The following is a 26,463-nucleotide window of genomic DNA, read 5'->3' as shown; positions in this document are numbered from 1 at the left end:
GAAACGCTACGCTTATTATAGATTTATAAACAGAGTATTAACGACAATATATTTCTTATTTATTGTTTGTTCTGAAAATTAAGGGGGAATATATGAATGTCAGATGTTAACAAAGGCGGCAATATCGAACCCGGAAACATTGCGGTTTTGACAGCTCATAACAAAAGTCAGCTGCGCCAAATTGCCTCCCTGCTTTTAAAAGCTGTTATTCAAAATAATTATGATAACTTTGACCTTGAAAATATATGTTATACGCTCCAATCCAAATACAGCCGTATGGAAGAAAGAGTTGCATTTATTGCAAAAGACATAGAACAGCTTAAATCTTTGTTATCAAAATATCCTAATTTTGATAATTCGGATTCTGTTATCCAAGGAAGCGCAAACAACTCGGAAATTGCGGCAATGAACAGTGATGAAGATATGAGGGAGTTTATCTCCACCCTGGTTCAACATAAAAAGTATTCACGAATTATGAGTTTGTGGGCAAACGGAGCGGACATCGACTGGAACCTTATGTATCAAAACATAGGGAAAAATCCAAAGAATGTAAGCCTTTTTGACTTTGATTTTGACAGCGATACATCAAAAGAAGATTCAAGTCAATCTACATCCGTCACAGGCGGCATTGACGAATTTATGCTTCAAAAGCAGTACAACGAAAGAATTGAAAAGATAGTTGTATTGTCGGCAAGAAGCCTCGACCGCCTTAACGATATGGCAAAAAGTCTTGTAAAGTGCATTGCAAAGTACAGCGACAAAGACTTTGCAAATATTTGTTACACACTCCAAGTAGGACGTGAACAAATGTCGTGCCGTCTTGCTTTTGTTGCTTCGTCGGTGAGCGAAGCTGTGGAGTATCTGAAAAAATATTTAACACTTGGGAAAGACGAGGCAGGTATTTTTGTCAGCGACGAAAATTCTGTTGACATCTCCTCTATCAGCCGCGAAGAAGAACTGCAAAACTTTATATGCGAACTTATAAGCCACAACAAATACAGCCAGGTTGCCGACTTGTGGGTAAAGGGCATTGACTTTGACTGGAGTGTTTTGTATTCCGAAAGCTCGCCTGAACCAAGACTGATAAGTTTGCCGACATATGCTTTTTCAAAACAAAATTTCTGGCTGAGAAACAATCTTGACGAAGATGAACAAAAGTGCGTAACACATCCGTATATACAACACAACATTTCAAATTTCTTTGAACAGCGGTTCAGCTCGTCTCTTAATTCAGATAATTTTGATTTAAACAAATATAGCAAAAATAACCGACTTTCAAAGCTTGTACAGCTTGAGATGATTTTAAAGGCAACAAGCCTCTCGCTGGCAGAAGAATACAGTGCTCTGAGCTTGTTTGACCTAAAATTCAATAAACCAATTGAAATCTCATCAACCGACAAAGAAATTTACATTGACCTAAACGAAGTCGGGAATTCTGAAATTGAGTGTTCAATTATTGATGCCGAAGACCAAGGCGAAAACTTTGCAGACGCATATATAGAATGTATTGACGAAGACGAAGATGAAAAATCAATCAACGCAGACATCGTTCAAAACTGCGTTTACAGTCCGGAGCATAACAATAAAACCGATTTTGAGATAAGGATTAACAATCCAGGCTCAGATGACGCCGACGAAATGTATATCGAATTTAACGATGTACACAAAAGTAACAGCAGTCTTGTATTAAACATTGATTTGCTTGAGCAGTGCATAAATACAACATTTGAAACGCTGTTTGGCAATCAAAAAAATTTTGCAGTAGAACAAATTCACAAAGTTTATGTAAACAATACAAGTGCAGAATACTTTTGCGCCTTAATCTCTGCCGACAAAGCAAACAAGACTTTTAATATAGATATATGCGATTCAGAGATGAACACAATACTGTGCTTTGAAGGCATTGTATTTTCGTCTGACGGAAGCAAAGCAATCGAAGACAAAAAATATGAACTGATGTCGTTTAATGAGGTTTTAAAGCCCGAAAACATCTTTACATACGGCAAAAGCAATGTTAAAAACATTGTTGCGTTTTTATCGGATAAAAAAAGTCAGGATATATTAAAAGATAAAATTTCAAAATATAATCCAAATGTTAACATAACCTTTGTTTCCGACAGCATTAACACTGATTCAAGCAACATTTTTAATATTGATTATTATAAAAAATCAACATATATTGACTGCCTAAGCGCATTAAAAAACAAGCTTTCAAAAATTGACGTTCTGCTGTATTTTTACAATGCGGCTGAAAATTCAACCAACTGCTTAACCGGAATATTGTATACATTGCAGGCAATTGCAGAGCTTGATTTAAAGGTTGACTCAATACTTGTCGCAGGCGAATATTCAAACGAGATTGAGTACAGCTACTGTGAAGCTCTTGCGGGATTGGGACGTTCGCTCAGGCTTGTTATTCCAAATACAAAATTTAAAACAGCATTTGCAAAGAAAAGCAATAAGCTGACATTTGAAAACTTTGCCGATCTGCTTTGGAAAGAAACCTATGTAAGTGAAAACAAAAACGTATATTATGCAGACGGCGTAAGAAAGGTTACCGCAATTGTCGAAGAAGCTTTGCCTAACAATCCGAAAAATGTTCTGAAAAACGGCGGCGTATATGTTATAACAGGCGGACTTGGCGGATTGGGAATTATTTTTGCAAAATGGCTTGCTCAAAAGTATTCCGCAAAATTAGTTCTTGTAAACAGAAGTTCACCCGACAAAAACAGAGAACGCTTTGAACAGATTAAGCAGTACGGCAGTGATGCAATATATTTGCAGGCTGACGTTTGCGACATCTCACAAATGCAAAACGTTATAGCAAAAGCAAAAGAATCCTTTGGCAAAATTGACGGATTCATTCACGCCGCAGGTCTTGAGGGCGGAAGCAGCATACTTGATAAAAGTGAAAAAGAGTTTAAAGACATCTTGTCAGCCAACATAAACGGCACTCTTGTTATCGACGAAGTCCTGAAAAACGAGGACTTGGATTTCATATGTTATTTTTCATCAAACGCTGCAATTTTGGGCGACTTCGGTTCGGGATGTTACGCTGCAGGCAAGAGATTCCAGACAGCCTATGCCCTAAGCAAAAAAGACGGCAAAAAGCGTATTGTAATCAACTGGCCTTTGTGGCACAGCATAGGAATGAACCTAAAAGACGAACAGGCAAGTTCGCTGTATATGAAGTCAAGCGGACAAAAGCTTCTTGAAGAACAGGACGGAACGGCTGTTTTTGAAAAGGTCTTGTCAATGGATTTCTGTCAGCACCTTGTGTTTGACGGCATAAGAGGGAATGTGTATCGTTTTCTCAACATTGAAAATCTGAATGTAAGCCAAGTGCTTCAAAACAAAGAACTTGCGGTTAATAAAAAGGTTACACCTCAATCGGCACAAACCGATATTAAGCAATCTGAAATTGAAGACTTAAAAATTCTTATCGGAGAAATATTAAAAATCTCTCCATACGAAATTCAAAATAATGATAAATTTGCGGACTTAGGATTTGACAACGTTTCTCTGACAAATTTATCACAGATTATCTCAGCATATTATAAAATAAACATCAATAAAGATATTGTACTGACAAATGGAAGCGTCAACAAACTTTTAGAATATCTTATGGATAAATACTCCGATAGGCTGAACAAAATCTATAATGTACGCTCCTCAAAAGCGGCGATAAGCGTTGACAATAAGCCTGCAAAAAAAGCTGTTGTCCCTGTAAAAAAATCAGAAACAGCTTCAATAAAAAAGCCGAGCATCAAACTTGATATTGAAACATACGTAACTGAAAAAATCAAAAATGCCGTCGGTGACATAATTATGATGCCAATCGAAAAGATTGCATTGAATGTAAATTTTGCAGACTTTGGATTTGATTCAATCAGTTTGACATCTCTGTCAACCGAACTTGCCGATGTTTTCAAAACAAGAATCACACCCGACGTATTCTTCAGTTATCCGACAGTAAGCAAACTTGCAAAGTTCATTGCCGACAAAGATAATGTAAAGCAAGAATTTGCAAAGTATTCGGAAAGCATTATACCGGAAGAAAATACTTCAGATAACAAAGACACAGATATTGAGCAACCCGAAGTTAAAGCTCCTAAAAAGCACAGAAGTTTGTCAAAGCGAAAAAGAAAAGGTTTCGGTAATGACACCTCCACTCCGACGAAAATTTCAATTATCGGTATGAGCGGACGTTTCCCCGATTCAAGAAATATCGACGAGCTTTGGGATATTCTGTTTTCGGGAAAGAATGTTATAAAAGACATAACCGCCCAAAGAAAAGAATGGGCATGTTTAAACAGCGAAAAAGCCTATGACAATATAAACAAATGCGTCGGCATTGTTCCGGGAATCTCAGAATTTGAGCCTTTGTTCTTTGAGATTTCTCCGAGAGAAGCCGAAAAAATCGACCCAAGACAAAGACTGCTTTTGCAGGAAGCGTGGAAAGCCCTTGAAGATGCAGGATACGGCAGTGATTTGCTGGCAAATGACCGAATCGGTATGTATGTAGGCTGTGAAGAGGGCGATTACAGCAATTTGCTTAAGGGCGACAAAGTGGGAATAACCACAAACGCAATTTCTGTTTTGCCTGCAAGGCTTGCATATTTTCTTGACCTAAAAGGTCCTAATATGGCGGTTGACACAGCCTGCTCGTCCGGCTTAACCGCATTACACCAAGCCTGCCTGAGCATAAAAGCAGGCGAATGTGACGCCGCCGTTGTGGCAGGAGTAAGCTTGCTTTCAACACCGGAATCATACAGAAAAATGGCAGATTACAAAATGCTGTCACCAAGCGGAAAATGTTATGCATTTGACAAACGTGCGGACGGTATGGTGCCGTCGGAAGCGGTTGCGGTTGTTGTGCTAAAAAGAGAAGATAAAGCAATTAAAGACGGCAACCCAATCTATGCCAACATCATTGCCGGCGGAATCAATTACGACGGCAAAACCAACGGAATAACAGCTCCGAGCGGCGAAAGGCAAAAGCAGCTTTTAACCGATGTATATAAAAGATATAATATAAACCCGTCTAACATCAGCTACATCGTCACCCACGGCACAGGCACAAAACTTGGCGACCCGATGGAAATAAACGCCTTAACTGACGCCTTTGCAGGCTTTGACGTAAAGGGTGCAAACTGCGCCATAACTTCTGTTAAACCGAACATCGGTCATTCACTTGCGGCGTCCGGAATTGTAAGCCTTATCAGTTTGGTAAAAGCTATGCAGGAGCAATTAATTCCGGCAAGCATAAATTGCGAACAGGTTAACGATTACATAGACTGGAACAATTCGCCGCTTTACATAAACCGAGAAAACAAGGAATGGAATGATATAAACGGAAAGCCGAGAATCGGCGCAGTCAGCTCGTTTGGTATGAGCGGAACCAACGTACATATTGTGGTTGAAAACACTTCAAAATCTGAGCGTTCAAGCCCTGCCGCCGAACCTTGCTTCATACTTCCATTGTCAGCCAAAACCGGCGAGTCAATGGACAAGCTGATATTAAACCTTATTGAATATATTGAAAGCGGGAAAATCAAGAATAATGAAATAAAAAATCTCAGCCGCACGTTGCTTGCAGGAAGACAGCACCTCAATATAAGATGTGCCGTTGTTGCAGAAAATCTTGACGATGCGGTTACAAAGCTAAAAATGCTTTATGAGCAAGACAAAAAACAATATACAAAGGTAAGCAAAAACTTTGTTGAAGACAGCGACATAAGCCTTAATATTGAAAACAAGCTCAACGAAGCACAAGCACACACAGATAATAAAACTCTTTATAAAAAGATTATGTCCGAGCTTGCAGAACTGTACTGTGAGGGATACAGCAGCTGGTGCGGCAATATGCTAAAAGATACCTCCCTGATTCATATCCCCACCTATCCGTTTGTCAGGGAAACATACTGGGCAAATTCATCCGACACATCCGAAACAGCAGAAATTAAACCTGCTGCGGATAACAAGGATAAGCAAACAAGCGAGGTTTTCTCTGTAAGCGATTTATTTGTAAGCAGAAGAAACCCGAGAAAAAATAATTAATAGGAGGGATATGTATTATGACACCGGGAAATAAAAAATTAGAAAAGATTTTTACCGAAAATCCACGGTTCATCATAGAAGCTGTACAAATAGAAATGGCACGAAAAACCATTTTGAATTATATGGACAATAGCGACGCCTGCATTTGTATGGAAAACGCAGAGTGGGCAAAAAATGATACAGATTCTGACGAAAAGTTCAGCGTAAACGTATATCCTAATTTAAACGGCGGATATAATTGGCAGATTGACGCACAAAGCGGTTCTGTTCTGTGCAAGGGAACAGCCAAAAATGCCGTTATGCCAAAATCAAGCAACACCCTGGACAAATATATTAAATCCTGCAACAACACAATTTTTAAAAGCAGTGAGGAGTTTGTTGAGAGTATCTCGGCGGATAACAGAGAAAATTTGCTTGTAAAGTTCTGTGACGCAGACAAATCGGGCAACAACATCTGCCTTGACCCGGATTGCTTTGATGTATGCGTTCAACTTGCCAACATTTATATGTCAGAACACAATTTGGGCGTTTGCTCCGCAGAAAATATAACTTTTGCAAAGAACAGCGATTCCGCAAAATGGGCATACATAGAAAAAATCAATCAGTCCGTTGACGGCGGAAAAATCAATGTAAGTTTCTATAACGCTAAGGGCGAAGCAATAATTTTTATTAACGGAATAAAGTTTAAAAGCATTGATTCTCAAAACGAGCCGACCCAAGCTGACAACGCTTTGGATAAATCCGCCGTTAAGGAAAATATCATTTCAGCCTCTAAAAATATTATTGGCAAACTTATGAATATTTCGGTGGATAAAATTGATGAGGACGACAACTTTAAGAGCTTTGGATTTGACTCAATCAGCTTCATAGAGCTTGCAGGCGCTATGAACGGTGAGTTTTCTGTTGAACTGACGCCGGATGTATTTTTCAGATACTCCACAATTCGCTCATTAACCGATTATCTCATTGATGAATTGAATATAAAATCGGACTCACCCTCTTCCTCGTCAAGCAATGTAGTCAATACAAATATCTCAGAAAATATTGAATCCGATTCAGATGTTGCCGAACCGGACAACGAGGAATTTACAGAAAATCTGTCTGCAAAAATCGTATCTATAATAAGCGACCTGATTAAGATTCCCGAAGAAAGGGTTGAAACCGACGAGTCAATCAACCACTTCGGATTTGATTCAATCAGCATTATTGAACTTGCGGTAAGACTTAACGAAGAACTTAACGTTATGTTTACGCCCGATATGCTGTTCAGCTATGATACTGTTGAAAAAATAACGCAGTATCTCTGCGAAAATCACTTTGACGAAATGAAAGCCCTTTTGGCAAAAAAGACTGAAACCGTTAAAGCCGAGGAACCCGAACACAATGACGAAGTTCCTGTCGATGAAGCCGAAATTTCACAGGCTGACGACGCTTCGGACACAAATGTCCCAAGCTACTTTGACAGTCAAAACGAAAAAGAGCTTTTTGACGACAGCAGAAAAATCTCAAAAGAACCGGTTGCAATCATCGGAATGAGCGGACGTTTTCCTGACGCAAGAACGGTGGAAGAATTTTGGAACATTCTTTATGAAAACAAAGAAGTCACAAAACCTATGCCAAAAGAGAGAACCGAATGGAACAAGGTTTACGACGGCGCAGACGAAAAGACAAAGAGCACCAAGTCAATAGGCGTTATTCCCGGAGTATCGGAATTTGAACCGCTTTTCTTTGAAATAAATCCGTTCGAAGCGGAAAATATGGATCCTCGTCAGAGAATTGTCCTTGAAGAAATTTGGAGAGCACTGGAAAACGCCGGATACGGTTCACAGAAAATCAAGAATGAAAAAATCGGAATATTCCTCGGTGCAGAGGACGGAGACTACAAAACTTTAGTTTCTGACAACAGTATCACCTCAAACAGCAACGCGGTTATGGCTGCAAGATTAGCTTATTTTCTGAATCTTGACGGTCCGAATATGTGCATAAACACAGCCTGCTCCTCGGCTTTGGTGGCAGTACACGAAGCCTGCCTGAGCCTGTGGAACAACGAATGTGATACTGCAATTGTTGCAGGCGCAAATATTCTCACCGTTCCCGACGGCTTTTTCGCTATGGAAAAATCAGGAATGCTTGCTGCCGACGGAAAATGCCGTGCTTTTGACAAAAAGGCGTCAGGTATGGTTCCGGCAGAAGCGGTTGCAGTAATCGTGCTCAAAAAGCTCAATGCGGCTCAGCGTGACAACGACCATATCTATGCTTCAATCATCGGCTCGGGAATTAACTATGACGGCAAAACCAACGGCATAACCGCTCCAAACGGACAGGCTCAGGTTAAGCTCATCAAAAATGTATACGATACATTTAATATTGACCCGTCAGATATCAGCTATGTGGTAACCCACGGCACAGGCACAAAGCTTGGAGACCCGATTGAAATAAACGCTTTGACAGACGTTTATAAGTCATATACAGACAAAACTTCATATTGTGCATTAACCTCAACCAAGTCAAATATCGGACATTCTATGGCAGCGTCGGGACTTGTAAGCCTCATCAGCCTTGTTATGTCAATGAGAAAAGAGGTTATTCCGGCAACAATCAACTGTGATGAACCCAACGATTATATTCACTGGAACAACAGCCCATTCTATCTCAACCTGTCAAATAAAGAGTGGAAAGACAGTCCCGCCCACACAAGAAAGGGCTGCGTAAGCGCATTTGGTTTCAGCGGTACAAACGCACATGTTGTTGTTGAGAGCTGCGGCTGCGAAAGAGAAGAAAAGGAAGAATTAAGCAACATCAAAAAACTTCCGTGTTACCTTATGGCCTTTTCCGCAAAAACAGAAGAGTCGCTCAAACTTAAATTATCGGAAATTAAGGATGTTCTTGAAAACAATGATATAAACAACGGTACGCTTGAGGCAATATGCTACACTCTACTTGAGGGCAGACAACACTTTAATCACCGCTGTGCAATAGTTGCCAAAGACGTTAAAAATGCGGTTGAATTGTTACAAAAGGCAATTCAGGGCGACGCTTCTGACAACATATTCTACGGCGAGCTTGAAAGAAAATTTAAGCCAAAGTCAGACATAAGCAAAAAGGTATCTGACATTGCGTCAAAAATCAATAGAACCTCTGAAAACTTTGAGCAAAATACGCTTAAGCTGGCAGAGTATTATTGCGGCGGATACGAAACCGCAATTTACGGAATCTTCGGCAAGCAAAAGCCGATTGAACTCCCCGGTTATCCGTTCTTGAGGGAAAAATACTGGGCAGAAAAGAAATCCGAAGAGGCTGTTACAAAGCTGCACACTTTTGTCCACAAAAATATTTCAGATTTTGATTGTCAAAGCTACTCCTCTGTTTTTGACGGAAATGAGGTATTTTTCAAAGAACATATCATCGGCGGCAGAAAGATACTTCCGGGCGTTGCATATTTGGAGCTTGCCCGTGAAGCTGTGTTTGACGCAAGCGGCTATTCAGAAGAGCAGGAAAATCTCAAAACCACATTTAAAAATGTGGGATGGTTTACTACTGTTGATGTAAGCGACGAAAATCAAACAGTTGACATTTCTTTGTACGAAGATAATCAAGACGATATTGAATACGAAATTTACACGGGTAGCGGCGACGAAGAAGTAATAAACAGCCAAGGCAAAATTTCTGTTACAGAGGTTGACGTCGTTCCTCAGGAAAACATAGAAAATATAAAAGAACAGTGCTCAACTCACATCTCCTCCGACGACTGCTACAAAAAGTACGAGCAGATGGATATGAAGTACGGCGACACCTTTAAATGCATCAGGGACATATATGTAGGAAACAATATCTCTGTTGCAAAACTTGTTATGCCGTCAAACAACATCGGAGACGACGTGTATATTCACACAGGAATGTTGGACGGTGCCTTGCAGTCGATTATCGGTATGAATATTGCAGACGGCAGTATGAAAGACTTAACAAGTCCAAGCATTCCGTTTGCGCTTAATAAAGCCGAAGTATTCAAAAAATGCACTGACGAAATGTGGGCAATTGTTCGCAAAACAAGCCCATCGTCTTCAAACATAAACAAATACAACGTTTCATTGTGTGACGAAGCAGGAAACGTATGCATAAAGATTACCGAATATGCTTCACGCACAATGGAAGCCAAGAGCAATAACAGCGAACAGGTTGACACGGCTCTTCTTTGCAAAAACTGGACAAAAACAGTCGGAACAGAAAAAGATGTTCAATTCGCAAAGAGATATGTTGTGGTTTGCAATATGCCAAAAACATATGCAATTTTGTCTGCAAAATACAAGGGCGACGAATCAGTTGCAATCAAGGAACTTCAGAGCAAAGGAAAATCCAATGCCGAAAAATACAGCGGATATGCGGTAAGCCTGTTTAACATATTAAAGGATTTTTTTAACTCAAACAAAAGCGAAAAGGTACTTTTGCAGTTGGTTTACAACAGCAAATCATTCAACGAATTAAACGTTGCACTCGGAGCGGAGTTAAAAACTGCGTGCCTTGAAAGACCAAACCTGTTCTTTGCACACAGCATCGGAATAACCAACGAAACAAATATTGCCGAAATTCTTGATAACGAAAAAGAATTTGCATATAACGGAAACATTCTGTATAAGGACGGAGAAAGATACATCGAAACTATCTCCGAATTTAAGCCCGACGAAGAAATCAAACCTATATGGAAAGACAACGGAGTATATGTAATTACAGGCGGAACAGGCGGACTCGGAACTTTATTTGCAAAAGAGATTGCAGACAACACAGAAAATTCCAAAATCATATTGACAGGCCGCAAAAAGCCTGACAGCAAAATTCAGACTATAATTGATTCTATTGACGGTTCAAAGGTATCTTATGTACAAATGGACGTCACTAACAAAGTATCGGTTAAAAACGCTATTGAAAAAATCACAGGCAAATACGGCAAAATCAACGGTATCATTCACAGTGCGGGAATCATCAGGGATAATTACATAATCCGCAAAACCGACTCGGAATTTAAGTCGGTGCTTCAACCAAAAGTTTTGGGCGTTGAATACCTTGATGAGGCAACCAAAAAACAGCCGCTTGACTTTATGATTCTGTTCTCCTCCACAACAGGCAGCAACGGAAATGCAGGTCAGGCAGACTATGCCGCAGCCAACGCCTTTATGGATATTTTCAGCAAGCTAAGAAATGCAAAGGTAAACAACGGCACAAGATTCGGCAGAACTTTGGCAATAAACTGGCCTCTTTGGAAAGACGGCGGAATGGCGGTTGACAGCAACATAGAAAAAATCATGGAGGACTCCGTAGGAATGTCGCCAATGCCGGCAAAGCAAGGTATTGCGGCGTTAAAACAGGCTTGGAGTTCAAACCTAAGCGAAGTAATTTGTGTTTCAGCCAAAAAGAAAAATCTCTCCAGACTTATTGACAATATATCTGAACCAAAGATTGTCCGCAAAGAAGAAGTTATAAGCACGGGCAATGATAACATAAGCCTAAGCAAGAATAAGGTTGAAGAGCTTATAAAGAAAATATTTGCAGACACAATAAAACTGCCGTTAAAAAGCATTGACGCAAAAGCTCCTTTGGAAGAATACGGCATAGACTCGATTATGGCTATGCGACTGACCAACGAACTTGAAAAGGTGTTTGGCTCTCTGCCGAAGACTTTGTTCTTTGAATATCAAACAATATCAGAGCTGAGCAAATACTTCATTGAAGAATATGCCGACAAGCTCAGCGAACTGATTAATACCGACAGTCAAAACGGCTCCGGCGTAACTGCAAAAGCCACAAAGTCCGAAATCTCAGTATTTTTAAGAGATATTCTTGCCAAGAGAATGAAGCTCCAGCCTAACAAGGTCGGAATAGACGTTCCTATGGAAGAATACGGAATCGACTCAATTATGGCAATGCAGCTGACAAACGAGCTTGAAAATGTTTTTGGTTCTCTGCCAAAGACCCTGTTCTTTGAATATCAAACAATCGGTGAACTCAGCAACTATTTTGAAGAAAACTACTCGTCAAAAATTGCCGAACTCATTGGCAAAAAAGCTGTTTCTCTCAATAATGCCAACAGCACAAAGTCAGAATCGGAAAGCTATCAGCCAAAGACAAAGAGGCACCGCAGAAGAAGAAACACAAGCAATCCGAAATCAAATGATAACTGCGACATTGCAATTATCGGTCTTGCAGGAAAATATCCAAAGGCAAACGATATTCACACTTTCTGGGAGAATCTAAAATCAGGACTTGATTGCATCACAGAAATTCCCGAGGACAGATGGGAATACGAATCGTACTTTAATGAAGACAAAAACAATGACGGAACCATCTACTGCAAGTGGGGCGGATTTATTGACGGTGTGGATGAGTTTGACCCTCTCTTCTTCAATATAACACCAAAAGAAGCGGAAATAATGGAGCCGCAGGAAAGGCTGTTCCTTGAGTGTGTTTACCACGCAATGGAAGACGCAGGCTACACACGCCAGAAGTTGGCGCAGGTAAATGAAAAGTCGGGCAATGTCGGCGTGTATGTCGGCGTTATGTACGAAGAATACCAGCTGTATGCCGCAGAAGAAGAAAAAGACGGTCATATGATAGCTGTCAGCTCAAACCCGGCTTCAATTGCAAACCGCATTTCATATTACTGTAATCTTCACGGCCCGAGTATGTCTATTGACACTATGTGCTCCTCTTCCCTAACGGCAATTCATCTTGCCTGCCAAAGTCTTAAGCAAGGTGAATGTGAGGTTGCCATAGCCGGCGGCGTTAATGTTTCAATTCACCAGCACAAATACGTTATGCTATCCCAGGGAAAATTTGCATCAGCCAAGGGCAGATGTGCAAGTTTCGGCGAAGGCGGCGACGGTTATGTTCCGGGCGAAGGCGTCGGAGCAATTATCCTAAAGCCATTGGACAAAGCTGTGCAGGACGGCGACAATATTTACGCTGTAATCAAAGGTACCGCAGTAAATCACGGCGGCAAAACCAACGGATACACCGTGCCAAATCCGAATGCACAAAGCAGTCTTATTGACTCGGCAATAAAAGCTTCCGGATTAAATCCGAGAATTATAAGCTATGTTGAAGCCCACGGAACGGGAACATCGCTTGGTGACCCGATAGAAATCCAGGGACTTACAAAGGCATTTAAGAATTACACAAACGACAAACAGTTCTGCCGTATCGGCTCTGTAAAATCAAACATCGGTCACTGTGAAAGTGCGGCAGGCATTGCGGGACTTACAAAAATTTTGCTTCAAATGAAGTACAAAAAGCTTGTTCCGTCAATTCACTCAGATGTTTTGAACTCTTACATTGATTTTGCAGGCACGCCGTTTGTTGTTCAAAAAGATTTGTCCGACTGGGAAAGACCTGTTATTGAGGTTGACGGAACCGAAAAGGAATTTCCGAGAACCGCAGGAATTTCCGCATTTGGCGCAGGCGGCTCAAACGCCCATGTAATTCTTCAGGAATACAACAAGAAGCCAAATGAAAGCGAAACATCAGATAACTACCTTATAGTTTTATCTGCTAAAAATGAAAAACAATTAAATATCAAAGCAAAAGAGCTATCGGAATTTATCGCACAGGAGCATTACTCCGAAGATGATATGCGCAGCATAGCCTATACCCTGCAAGTTGGCAGAGAGGCTATGGATTATCGTCTTGCATTTACGGCACGTAACATTGCAGAGCTTTCCGAAAAGCTGTTGTATGCGGCAGGCGGAGACGACCAAAGAAGTGATATTTTCAGAGGAAACGCCAAAAAAGATTCCGACATACTCGCATTGATTGAAAAAGATTTGTCTCAGTGGATTAACAACCTTTTGGCTGACAAAAAATATGATGAAATTTTGGATTTGTGGGCAAAGGGTGCAGACATCGACTGGAATATTCTGTATGACGGTCACTCAGTGCCAAACAAAATCAGTCTTTCAGGCTATCCGTTTGACAACGAACGCTATTGGATTCCGCAGTCGGCAAATTCAAACTCAATAGGTGCATTAAAAGCCGCTTTACATCCTTTGGTGCAGGAAAACACCTCTGACCTTAACGAGCAAAAATACAGCTCACACTTTACGGGCAATGAGGCGTTCCTTGCAGGACATAAAATTTACGGTGAGAAAATACTTCCCGGTGCGGTATATCTTGAAATGGCTTGTTTTGCCGCTTTAAAGGCGTCAAACCTTGAATATGATTTTGATAACGGCGATATTGAAGTTGCAATAAGAAATATCGGTTGGTTCAGTCAATTTAATGCAAGCAAGTCAAATCAAATAAACATATCTCTTATCCCCGACTCCGATTCGGGAATGAAATATGAAATCTATACAGAAAATTCGGACAGCGAAGATATTATAAGCAACAGCCAAGGTTATGTTACATTTAGCGATAGGGCTAACGAAAGTAAGGCTAATGTTAATATTTCCGAATTGCTTTCACAGTGCGGCAATGAAATTAATACAGATGAATGTTACAAAAAGTATTCCGATATAGGAATTGAGTATTCCAACAATTTCAGATGTATTGATAAATTATGCAAAAACAACAATACAGCAGTTGCACACCTTACAATGCCGAAAAGCAATGACAAATCCGCATATATACTTCATCCGAGTATCATAGACGGAGCGTTCCAGACCGTTATTGCATTTTATATGGATAACGACGACAGTCAGGCAAAGCTTCCGTTTGCAATTGATGATATAAAGGTTTATCAACGTACCAAAGAGTCGGTTTGGGTTTCTGCCATTATGCAAAGCACAAACGGACAGGTTGACAAATACGACATCACTTTGTATGACGAAAACGGAAATGTTTGCGTTGAAATTAAGGGCTACACCGCACGTGCCGTCAGCTCCGACAGTCTGAAAGATTCTTCAAAACTGATAATTGCGGCTGACGCTTGGAGTGAAAAAACTCTTAATATCTCCGACTCTCAAAATCAATACGACAAATACATTTCAATCCTCTGTGATTTTGACTCTGCCTCGGCAAATCGTATCAAAAATCCGCTTAAAGCCGACGAAGTTATCGTCTTGTCAGAAAATCAATCGGCAGATGAAAAATATAAAAAATACGCTTTGGCTGTATTTGAAGAAATAAAAAATATTCTGTCACAAAAGCAAAATGTATTCCTTCAATTTGTTTACACAGAGAATATCGAAGATTCCGGCATATTCGGTATGCTTAAATCCGTCGAAAAGGAGACTCCGTACATTACCGCACAGGCAGTGGAATGGAGCGGTTCAGACAATGAGGAAATCTCAAAATTACTGTACGATGAATACAAGTATTCAACCGATGCATATGTAAAACTTGACGGAAAAGCAAGGTATATCAAAACATATCAAAAGACCGTATGCAATTCAGAAGCTGATAAAAAGCCATGGAAAGACGACGGCGTGTACCTCATTACAGGAGGCGCAGGCGGCATTGGAATGTTGTTTGCAAAGGAAATCGCTGTCTCAGCTCCAAAAGCAAAAATTATAATCACAGGACGTTCAGCTTCAAAACAGGGACTTGCCCAAAAGCTTGGACTTGACGCAGACAGTCAAAATTCGGTTAGCTATGTTCAAACAGACGTTACCGACATTAAATCTGTTGAAAACACAATACAGAATATTATAAGCAAATACGGAAAACTTAACGGAATTATTCACAGCGCAGGAGTAATCAAAGATAATTACGCAATAAAAAAGAGCAGCGAAGAATTTTTGAACACCCTGTCACCAAAGGTATCCGGAGTTGTAAATCTTGATACCGCAACAAAAGACATACCGCTTGACTTTATGGTATATTTCTCATCGGTATCAGGCACACTTGGCAATGCGGGACAACTTGACTATGCCGCAGCAAATGCATTTATGGACGCATTTGCACAGCACCGTCAATTGCTGGCACAAAGCGGCAAACGCAGCGGAAAAACCGTTTCAATATGCTGGCCTCTGTGGAAAGACGGCGGTATGCAGGTTGATGAAGCCGTTATAAACTCCTTGTCAGAAAACGGAATAGAACTGATTGACACAGAAAACGCTTTCAACGCATTTTACTTTGCATTGGATTCAAACAACAGCAAGAATCTTGTGCTTTACGGCTCTGACAAAAAGCTCGGACGTCTTTTGCAAAAAACTTCGGAAAACAATGCTGCGGAAGTTTCAAGACAAACATTACCTGCAAAAACAACCGCAGAGTCTGCAAATGAAATTTCAGACTCAGAACTTCTTGAAAAAACTTCTGAATTTTTGAAGAAACTGCTTTCCGAAAACATTAAATTACCTGTTCAAAAAATTGATTCAAGCATTTCAATGGAAGAATACGGCATTGATTCCGTAATGACAATGCAGATGACAAATCAGCTTGAAAAAACATTCGGTTCACTGCCAAAAACTCTGTTCTTTGAGTATCAAACCATTGATGAGCTAAGCAAATACTTTATTGAAAAGCACGCTGACAAACTCAGCGAAATAATAGGCGTATCGGACGATGTGAAAGAAAATATCACAACTTCCATTGTCACGGAACACAAACCGACTTCAAGCCTAAAGAACAGAATGAATAAATCCAGATTCATTCAAAATCGCAGTGGCTACGGCACAAACCAAACCGACATTGCAATTGTAGGTCTTGCGGGAAGATACCCAAAAGCAGACAATATCACAGAGTTTTGGAATAACCTTTCAAACGGAGTTGACTGTGTTACAGAAATTCCGAACGAAAGATGGGATTACAAACTTTACTTTGACAGCAACAAAAACAAGCCGGGCAAGGCTTACAGCAAGTGGGGCGGATTTATAAACCACGTATTTGACTTTGACCCGTTATTCTTCAACATCTCTCCTCGTGAAGCAGAGCTTATGGAGCCTCAGGAAAGGCTTTTCCTTGAGTGCGTATATGAAGCAATGGAGGACGCAGGCTACACCCGAAATTCTGCCGAAAGAAATGTGGGCGTATATGTCGGCACAATGTACGAAGAATATCAATTGTATGCGGCTCAGGAACAGCTCAAGGGCAATATGGTGGCTGTAAACGGCACGGCTTCGTCAATTGCAAACCGTGTTTCATATTACTGCAACTTTAACGGACCGAGCATGGTGGTTGACACAATGTGCTCCTCTTCCCTTACGGCAATTCACCTTGCCTGCCAGAGCATAAAGAACGGCGAATGTGATGCAGCCATTGCCGGCGGCGTAAACGTATCAATTCATCCAAACAAGTTCCTCGTGCTTTCACAGGGCAAATTTGCTTCAGCCAAGGGCAGATGCGCAGCATTCGGCGAAGGCGGCGACGGTTATGTTCCAGGCGAGGGCGTCGGCGCAGTTCTGTTAAAACCTGTTGACAAGGCAATCAAAGACGGCGACCATATTTACGGCGTAATAAAAGCCACCGCAGTTAACCACGGCGGCAAAACAAACGGCTACACCGTTCCGAATCCGATTCAACAGACAAATGTCATTTCAAAGGCATTAAAGCAGGCAAATGTTGACGCCGGCACTATCGGTTATATCGAAGCACACGGAACAGGAACTTCGCTTGGAGACCCTATTGAAATCACAGGTCTTACAAAAGCCTTTGAAGAATACACCGACAATAAGCAATTCTGTAAAATCGGCTCGGTAAAATCAAACATCGGTCATTGCGAAAGTGCGGCAGGAATTGCAAGCCTCACAAAGGTGCTTATGCAGATGAAGTACGGCAAAATTGCTCCGTCGCTTCATTCCGAGGTTCTTAATCCGTACATTGACTTTAAGGACACTCCGTTTGTTGTTTCCGAAGAACTGTCAGAATGGAAACGCCAAAACAATTCGGGCATTGAAACACCAAGGCGTGCAGGAATTTCTGCCTTTGGCGCAGGCGGCTCAAACGCCCATATTATTGTTGAGGAATACATAGACAACAGGTCGAATTATCATGCTGATAATTACACTGCGGTAATTCTTTTGTCGGCAAAGACCTTTGAACAAGTAAAAGAGCAGGCTGCAAGATTAAAAGACTGCATTTTTGAAAATCATTATACCGATGATGATTTGTTATCAATAAGCTATACTTTAGCCACAGGCAGAGAAGCAATGAATTGCAGAATCGGCTTTGCGGTTTCTAAAATTTCAGAACTCGTTGAAAAACTCAACGAAGTCATCTCTCCCGATAAGAATGATTTAAACATCTACAAGGGAGAAGTAAACGAGAGCAACGACTTGTTCTCAATCATAGACAAGGAATTGGAAAGAACGGTTGACGACCTTATTGAGCACAGCAGATATGAAAAACTCCTCGACATCTGGACAAGGGGCTACAAACTTGACTGGACAAAGCTATATAAAAAGTACGGAACTGTTAAAAAGCTCAGCCTGCCAACCTATCCTTTTGCAAACGAGGAATACAGCATACCTAAAATCACAGAGTACAATACTCCCGCAGGCACATCTTATCTCCACCCTCTGCTTCAGGAAAACACATCAGATTTTAACGGTATAAAATTCACAACCAAAATTAAAAATACCGATAAAAATATTTCGCAGTACATTCTTAACGAAAATATGTCAGATATGGCATACATTGAAATGGCTGCAAAGGCAATAAGTCTGATTGTAAATGTTCCCGAACAAACTTTGAAGTTTGAAGAAGTAATTTGGGGTGAACCGGTAAAGGTTGACAAAAACGAAAAAGAACTTAATATATCGTTAAACATTTCAAAACCTAACAACTATGAGTGGGTTGTATATCAAAATCTGAATGACGAACAGGTTCTTGTTGCCTGCAAAGGTAAGGCAAGCGTAATTCCATTGGGTAAAAACATAGTACCTGCACTGTCGCTCAGCAACTTTAACCGAGAAACCAAAATTAATAACAATTTTGGCGATGCAATAAGCAGGGCTATGGTAAACTCCGGCAATGAGATTTTGCTTGAAATAAACCTTAATTCGGAATCAGAAAACAATGCTGTACAGATACAAAAGCTTCTGAATATTGCCTTGTCATCGGTTAACGGTTCTTCCGTATTATCAGGCACAGACAGCTTTATGTTCAGCGGTTCGCTTGACAACATAAAGTGGATAACAATTCAAAAAACTGAAAACGGCTGTTATAACATTGCGGCTTACGACAACAATTGTTCTCCCGTTTTTGGATTTGACGGTGCAAATTGCGTCGGTGAAATCGTTGAAACCACAATAGATTATGCAGAGAACGAAACGACAGGCAAAGCCTCAACTCAAAGTCAGGAAACAAATCAAAATATTGCTCACAACGCTAATGCAAATTCAAAGCGCACAAAAGAAATGACCGGCTGGACTGTCGAAGAGTGCGTTTTGTGGGAAGTTAAAAAGCTTATGGGCAGTATTCTGAAAATAAAGCCCGAAAAAATCAGCTCTTACGATAACCTCAATGACTTTGGTTTTGATTCCCTGACAATCGTTGAATTTGCGGGACTTATGTCCGAACATTTTGAAGCCAATGTAACTCCCGACGTATTTTACAGTTATTACACGGCTGATAAATTAAAAGACTTCTTATGCGATAAGTATCACGGCAAAATGGAGGAATATTACGGCGAAAGCTCCCCTGCTTCGGCTGTTGAGCTTACAAACAATATTGCTCCCGCACCTGTAAACACACCTGCAACAGCAGAACCTCAGCCTGTACAAACGGATTCGGCACAAATTGCTTCGGATTCAAGGAGAACCGCCGAGATGACAGGTATGACGGTACAGGAATGTATTGCATATGGACTTAAGAAAATTATCGCAGACGTATTAAAGTTAAAGCTCGAAAAGATAAACGCAGACCAATATCTTGAAAACTTCGGATTTGAATCAATGAGCCTTGTTGAATTTTCAGGCGCAATTGAGGAACTGTTTGACATAAGGTTCACTCCTGATTTGATATACAGCTATCCTACCGTAAATAAAATCAGCGAGTATCTCTCAAACAAATACAGCGACAAAATGAATAAGTTGTATGCCGAAGCAGACATTAAACCACAGGCTTTTGTTTCAACTCCAAACACCGACAATAAGCCAACCGATATTCAAATCACGACAAAATCTTCAAGAAAACGCATAATCTGCAAACAGAATGAAATATTTGCACAAAGTGCATTTGTGGGCGGAAGCTCAAAATCATTTTCAGAAAACAGCCCGATTGCCATAGTAGGTATGAGCGGCAAATTCCCTGAGGCTGACAACGTTGATGAATTTTGGAATCTCATCAAAAACGGCAAAGACGTCATTGCCCCGGTAAAACGCAAATCGTGGGAAAAGATGTATGCCGATGAACCCGAAAAAGCCTCAATGCGCACAATGGGTGCATTGTCGGGAATTGATGAATTTGACCCGCTATTCTTTGAAATTTCGCCGAGAGACGCCGAAAGTATGGACCCAAGACAAAGAATTTTGTTGCAGGAAACATGGAAGGCTCTTGAAAACGCAGGATATTTTTCAAAGAACTATACAAAAGAAAGAGTCGGATTGTTTGTCGGTGCCGAAGACGGCGACTACAACACCATAATAGGCGACGACGCCGCAATAACCTCAAACCACAATGCGGTTCTTGCCGCAAGGCTCGCGTATATTCTGGATATGAAGGGCCCGAATATGACCATCAACACCGCCTGCTCGGCAGGATTGGTTGCTGTACATGAAGCTTGCCAAAGCCTGCGCTGCGGAGAGTGTGACACGGCAATCGTTGCAGGTGTAAATATACTCACAACTCCTGTAAGATACCTTGCAATGGAAAAATCCGGAATGCTTTCAAAGGACGGCAAGTGCTATGCATTTGACAAGCGTGCCAACGGTATGGTTCCCGGTGAGGCAGTTGCGGTTGTGGTACTCAGACGTTTGGACGAGGCAAAGACAGACAACAATTCAATTTACGCTACGATTGTAGGCAGTGCAATCAACTATGACGGAAAGACAAACGGAATTACCGCACCAAACGGCAAGGCGCAGTCACAGCTTTTGAAAGACACATACAGCCGATTTAACATAAACCCCGAAGATATAAGTTACATTGTAACTCACGGCACGGGCACAAAGCTGGGCGACCCAATTGAGCTTAACGCACTGACAGACACATTTAAGGAATTTACCGATAAAAAGGAATTTTGTGCACTGACTTCCGTTAAGCCGAACATAGGACACACAATGGCGGCTTCCGGTGTTGTAAGTCTTATCAGCCTTGTTAAGGCGATGAATAACAACGTCATTCCGCCAAGCATACACTGCGAACAGGAAAACGACTATATCAACACAGATGAACGTCCGTTCTACATTAACAAATCGCTGAAACCTTGGACCGATAACGGCGACAAGAGAAGACTTGGCTGCGTAAGCGCATTCGGATTCAGCGGAACAAACGCACATATTGTTGTTCAAAGCTACAAGTCTGACGCTTCAAACGCACAGTCCAAGCTGAACAGGCCGTACTATCTGCTTGTATTCTCTGCCAAAAACAAAGAAGCCCTCACAAGAAGACTTGAGGACATGGCTTTAGCCCTTGAGAGCAGAAGCGATATGGATAACAGTCTTGACAGAGTAAGCTACTCGCTTATTGACACAAGAAAACACTTCACATACAGATGTGCAATAGTTGTGCGTGACAAGTCAGACGCCGTTTATATGCTGAGACAAGCTCAAAACGACATTGTTGCTCCTAACATATTCTACGGAAATATCCACAGAGAATTTAAGCCAAAGGTTTCTATGGGCAAAATGGTAGACGAGCTTGCCAAGAGCAGCCTTTCGGTTGTTAATGACGCAAGAAAATATCAGGATATACTCTATTCACTTGCAGAACTTTATTGCAGCGGATATGAAAATTATCTTGACGGAATTTGGGGCGGCGAAACATTACAGGTCATCGACATTCCGACATATCCGTTCTCAAAAGAAAAATATTGGGTTGAAGATGCTGTAAGCAAATCATCGGCAAACCTTTGCCCTGATGAAACACAAAGCAGACTTCATCCGCTTGTACATGAGAACATCTCCAATATGTCAGAGCAAAAGTACAAAACACATTTGTCTGATAATACAAACGGTATATATCTGGATAAATCAGGCTTTGTGTCCTTTGCTTCACAGGCAGAAATGGTTCGTGTGGCAACGGTTATGGCAGTAACACAAAAACCAAAGGCTGTTGTTATTAAAGACCTTGTGCCTGCAATGCCGATGAAACCCGAAAGCGACTTCTTTACAAACATTTATCCGATAAACAACAATTACGGATGCACAATATATCAGGAAACAGAAAATGAATCCGATATACTGAAAAACTGCGAAGCAGTTGCAGAAATTGCGGAAAGCTGCCGCTCAGGCAAGATTGACACAAACAACCTTGGCAGCAGTCAAAAAATAGGCAATGAAAATGTCTACCTCAAACAAAGTAATCCTGATTCGGGAGAATTTGTTATTACCATAAACAATAACAGCTCCGACACTTCAACAACATATACTCACGATTGCGTAATTGACACAGGTGCGGTCAATAAAGCCGTAAAAGTGCTTGAACAAATTTTGTCGCTTAGCATTAGCAGTTGCAATGTTGCAAAAATTTCTGAAATTTACGTTCAGAACAACAGCTTTGTTACAGGCAGTGTTGAGGCTGAATATCGCAAGTCAAAAGACAATATCATATATGTTGACATCAACGTATATGACTCAGACAAAAACCTTGCAAACTCATTTATCGGCATTGAATTGAACTCAAGCATAAGCTCAGACTTTGCAATAAATGAAGTCAAAACCAAGGCTACGCCCGAAAAATCCGCAGGAACTAACCGAACCGACGAGATGAACGGAATGTCTGTTCTTCAGTGCATTAATTCCGACGTTAAGTCAGTATTGGGCAAGCTTTTGAAACTCAACACCGATATTATCGGCAATGACGACAGCTTTGAAAGCTTTGGTGTTGACTCAATCAGTATGGTTGAACTTGCCGGAGCTTTGAGCGACAAGCTTGAAATCGAGATAACCCCAGACGTATTTTACAGTTATCCAAATGTTCGTGAACTGAGCAAATATTTTGCAGAAGAATACAGCGACAAGATGGCAGAGCTTTACAAGGCTCCGTCAGAAGATACACCAAAAGAACCTGTATCTGCCGCAACAAGTAAAACTTCTGACAGCAAACAATTTGTTTCGGGCAAGCTGAGGATTTCAGAGATGAGCGATATGAGCGTCAAGCAATGTATCATCTACGACATCAAAAAGGTAATTAACGATATTCTCAAACTGCCGATTGACAAGATGGATATAAACGACAGCTTGCAGACCTTTGGATTTGATTCAATTAATCTTGTTGAGCTTGCAGCCGCACTGAGTGAAAAATACGACTTGGAAATCACCCCGGATATGTTCTTCAGCTACTCAAGCATAAAGAGTATTGCCGAGTACCTGATAACCGAACACTCCGAACTTATGAATGATTTGTATGGTGAATCGGTTGCAGCCGAGCAATCGGATAACATCAACGATTCCGCAAGCAATATCAGCAGCGAACAGTACATTGAAAGCAAGAACGAAAAATTTATTCTGAACAAAAATACCCAAGCAAAATCAAGTGCAGACAATATTCCGATTGCTGTTGTAGGTATGAGCGGAAAGTTCCCTGCCGCAAAGAATATCGAAGAGTTGTGGAACATTCTTTTTGAGGGACGAGAAGTAATCTCAAGAGTTCCCGAAGAAAGAACCGAGTGGCAGGAAATGTATTCCGACTGCAGCGATGAACAGTTGAAGAGCAGAAAGATGGGCGTATTACCCGACATCGGCGAATTTGACCCGCAATTCTTCAAAATTTCTCCTCGAGAAGCTATAAGCATTGACCCAAGACAAAGAATTATGCTTGAAGAAATGTGGAAAGCACTTGAGGACGCAGGTTACGGCAAAGAAAACCTCAGCAATGAAAAGGTTGGCGTATTTGTAGGTGCCGAAGAGGGAGACTACCGCACAATTCTTTCGGAAGAGCTCAGCATAACCTCAAACCATAACGCAGTTTTGGCTGCAAGACTTGCATATCTGCTGAACCTCAAAGGTCCGAATATGGCAATCAACACAGCTTGCTCGTCAAGCCTTGTTGCAATTCACCAGGCGTGCCTAAGTTTGAGAAACGGCGAATGTGACACAGCAATAGTTGCAGGTGCCAACATTCTGACAACCCCGGGCACATACAAGGCTATGGAAAATGCCGGAATGCTATCCGCTGACGGCAAATGTTATGCTTTTGATAAGCGTGCAAACGGAATGGTTCCTGCCGAGGCAGTTGCCGCAGTTGTTCTTAAACGTCTTGATAAAGCCCAGGAAGACAAAAATCCTATTTATGCAACGGTAATAGGAAGCGGAATTAATTATGACGGAAAGACCAACGGCATTACCGCTCCAAGCGGAAGCGCACAAACCGCCCTACTTAAAGAAGTCTATGATAAATTTGCAATCAATCCCGAGGACATAAGCTACATTGTAACTCACGGCACAGGCACAAATCTGGGCGACCCGATTGAAATCAATTCACTTGCCAACGCATTCAAAAAATACACCACCAAGCATGGCTTCTGCGCTTTGACTTCAACGAAGCCAAATATCGGACATGCATTAGCGGCTTCGGGCATAGTAAGCTTTATCAGCCTTGTTATGTCAATGTATAAAGAAACTATTCCGCAAAGCATTAACTGCGAACAGGTGAACGAATACATTCACTGGAAAGACAGTCCGTTCTTTATTAACAGAGAAAACAAAGAATGGAAAGATTCCAACGGCAAAAAGAGAATTGCAGGCGTAAGCGCATTCGGTATGAGCGGAACAAACGCTCACATAGTATTGCAAAGCTATGACGAGCAATCCGCACCGAAGCCAAAGAATACAAATGCTTCAAAACCAGAATATCTGATGTTGTTCTCTGCAAAGAGCCAAGAATCGCTGACTGACAGACTCAAAGACTTACTTAACTTTGTCAACAGAAGCGAATGCTCCGAAAATGAATTGGCAAGCGCAAGCTACACCCTTATGAAGGGCAGACAGCATTTTAATCTGCGTACCGCCATTGTTGCAAAGAACAAAGCAGAACTTGTTGACGCATTACAAGCTGCAATTTTGGGAGAAAAGAATCCGAATGTCTACATTGGAAGTATCAAGAAAAACTTTAATGCTGACGAAAAGATTCAAAATTCACTTAATGATGCAGCCAAACTTTTGAGAACAAAAGCAATGGATGAAATGCGTTTCAAAAAGGCTCTTACAAGTCTTGCGGAATTTTATTGCATCGGATACGACGAATTTATCGACAATCTGTGGGACAATAACATTAGGCTGTTAAGACTTCCGACATATCCGTTCAGAAGAAAAAAGTATTGGCCCAAAACTTTGGCAAAAAAAGCCGACAATAAACAGACTTTAAATAATGCCGAAAACAAGGTCAATGCAAAGCCTGAAAACACACAGGTTTTAAAGCCCAAGGCTAAAATTAAATCCGACTTAGACAACAAGGTTTCACATAGTGTTCCAGACAGTCAGAGCACTGTAAACAAACCTGAACGTCCGATTACCTTGGACAGCCCAAGTGTTGTTAGAGAGAAAGTATCAAAGACAACTACATCAAATAAACTCAGGCAGATTACTTTGGATTCTCCAAAGCCGACAAAAAAAACAAACTCGGAGAATCTGAAAGAAAACAGCACTTCATCCAAGGGTTTCCCGGATTCAAGAACGGTCAAGGGAATTAAGGAACTTCAAATGCTCTACCCAAAGAAAAAGCCTGTAACAACAAAAAGCATTAACATCAAACCTTTGGTAATGCTCACACCAAAAAGCCGTTTGTCAGACAATACAAATGCAAAATCAGACGAAATTAACGGACTGAATATGCTGTATCCCAAGAAAAAGGATATTGACAACGGCAAGTACAATGTTTCAAACCCATTGAAGCTTTTGTATCCGAATAAGTAAAAGTCAATTAGGCATTACTAAAAGACAATCAATTAAACACAGGGAATGGTTCAAATCGAATCATTCCCTGTGTTGTTTGCGCAATAGCTTTTTTCCTGTTAAATATTAAAGAAGTGGGAACAACCCAAATGCAGGCTGTTCCCACTTATAATTTTAAAGGCAACCCATAAAATTTTGTGTAAATAATAATCCTTCAAGCAATAACAGAATACAGGATTGCGGTTGCAATCAGGCTTTCTGATTTGCCCCGTGTCAACTTTTCATTCCTGTCTGCGGAATGTTATGCATGCCAAAGCGTGAATAACATTTTGCAGACAGGAAATTCTATTCTCAGGGGCAAATCAAGCAGGTATTCTGGCCTCAAATATTATTGATAACTGGCTTAAAACTACATCCCAGTTTCGACATCTTTGTGTCCAGCGTTCGACAATTTTTTGAGACGCTAAATACAACATTTTGC

General features: G+C 41.0%; 2 protein-coding genes. Both read left to right on the top strand.

The features are described from left to right. The first annotated feature begins 96 nt into the window (after positions 1–96). The gene (locus BLP46_RS01970) at positions 97–6,060 is read left to right on the top strand and encodes a type I polyketide synthase (protein WP_092974812.1); all 5,964 of its coding nucleotides are present in this window, start codon (positions 97–99) and stop codon (positions 6,058–6,060) included. Positions 6,061–6,077: 17 nt separating this feature from the next. Further along, on the top strand, positions 6,078–26,003 hold the full coding sequence (locus BLP46_RS01965; RefSeq protein ID WP_092974809.1) for an SDR family NAD(P)-dependent oxidoreductase: 19,926 nt from the start codon (positions 6,078–6,080) through the stop codon (positions 26,001–26,003). Positions 26,004–26,463 lie beyond the last annotated feature (460 nt).

Source organism: Ruminococcus sp. YE282, from assembly GCA_900101355.1.
Classification (GTDB): Bacteria; Bacillota; Clostridia; order Oscillospirales; family Acutalibacteraceae; genus Ruminococcoides; species Ruminococcoides bromii_A.
Note: the sequence above shows the minus strand (reverse complement) of the source record. Positions and strands in the feature narration are given on the sequence as shown.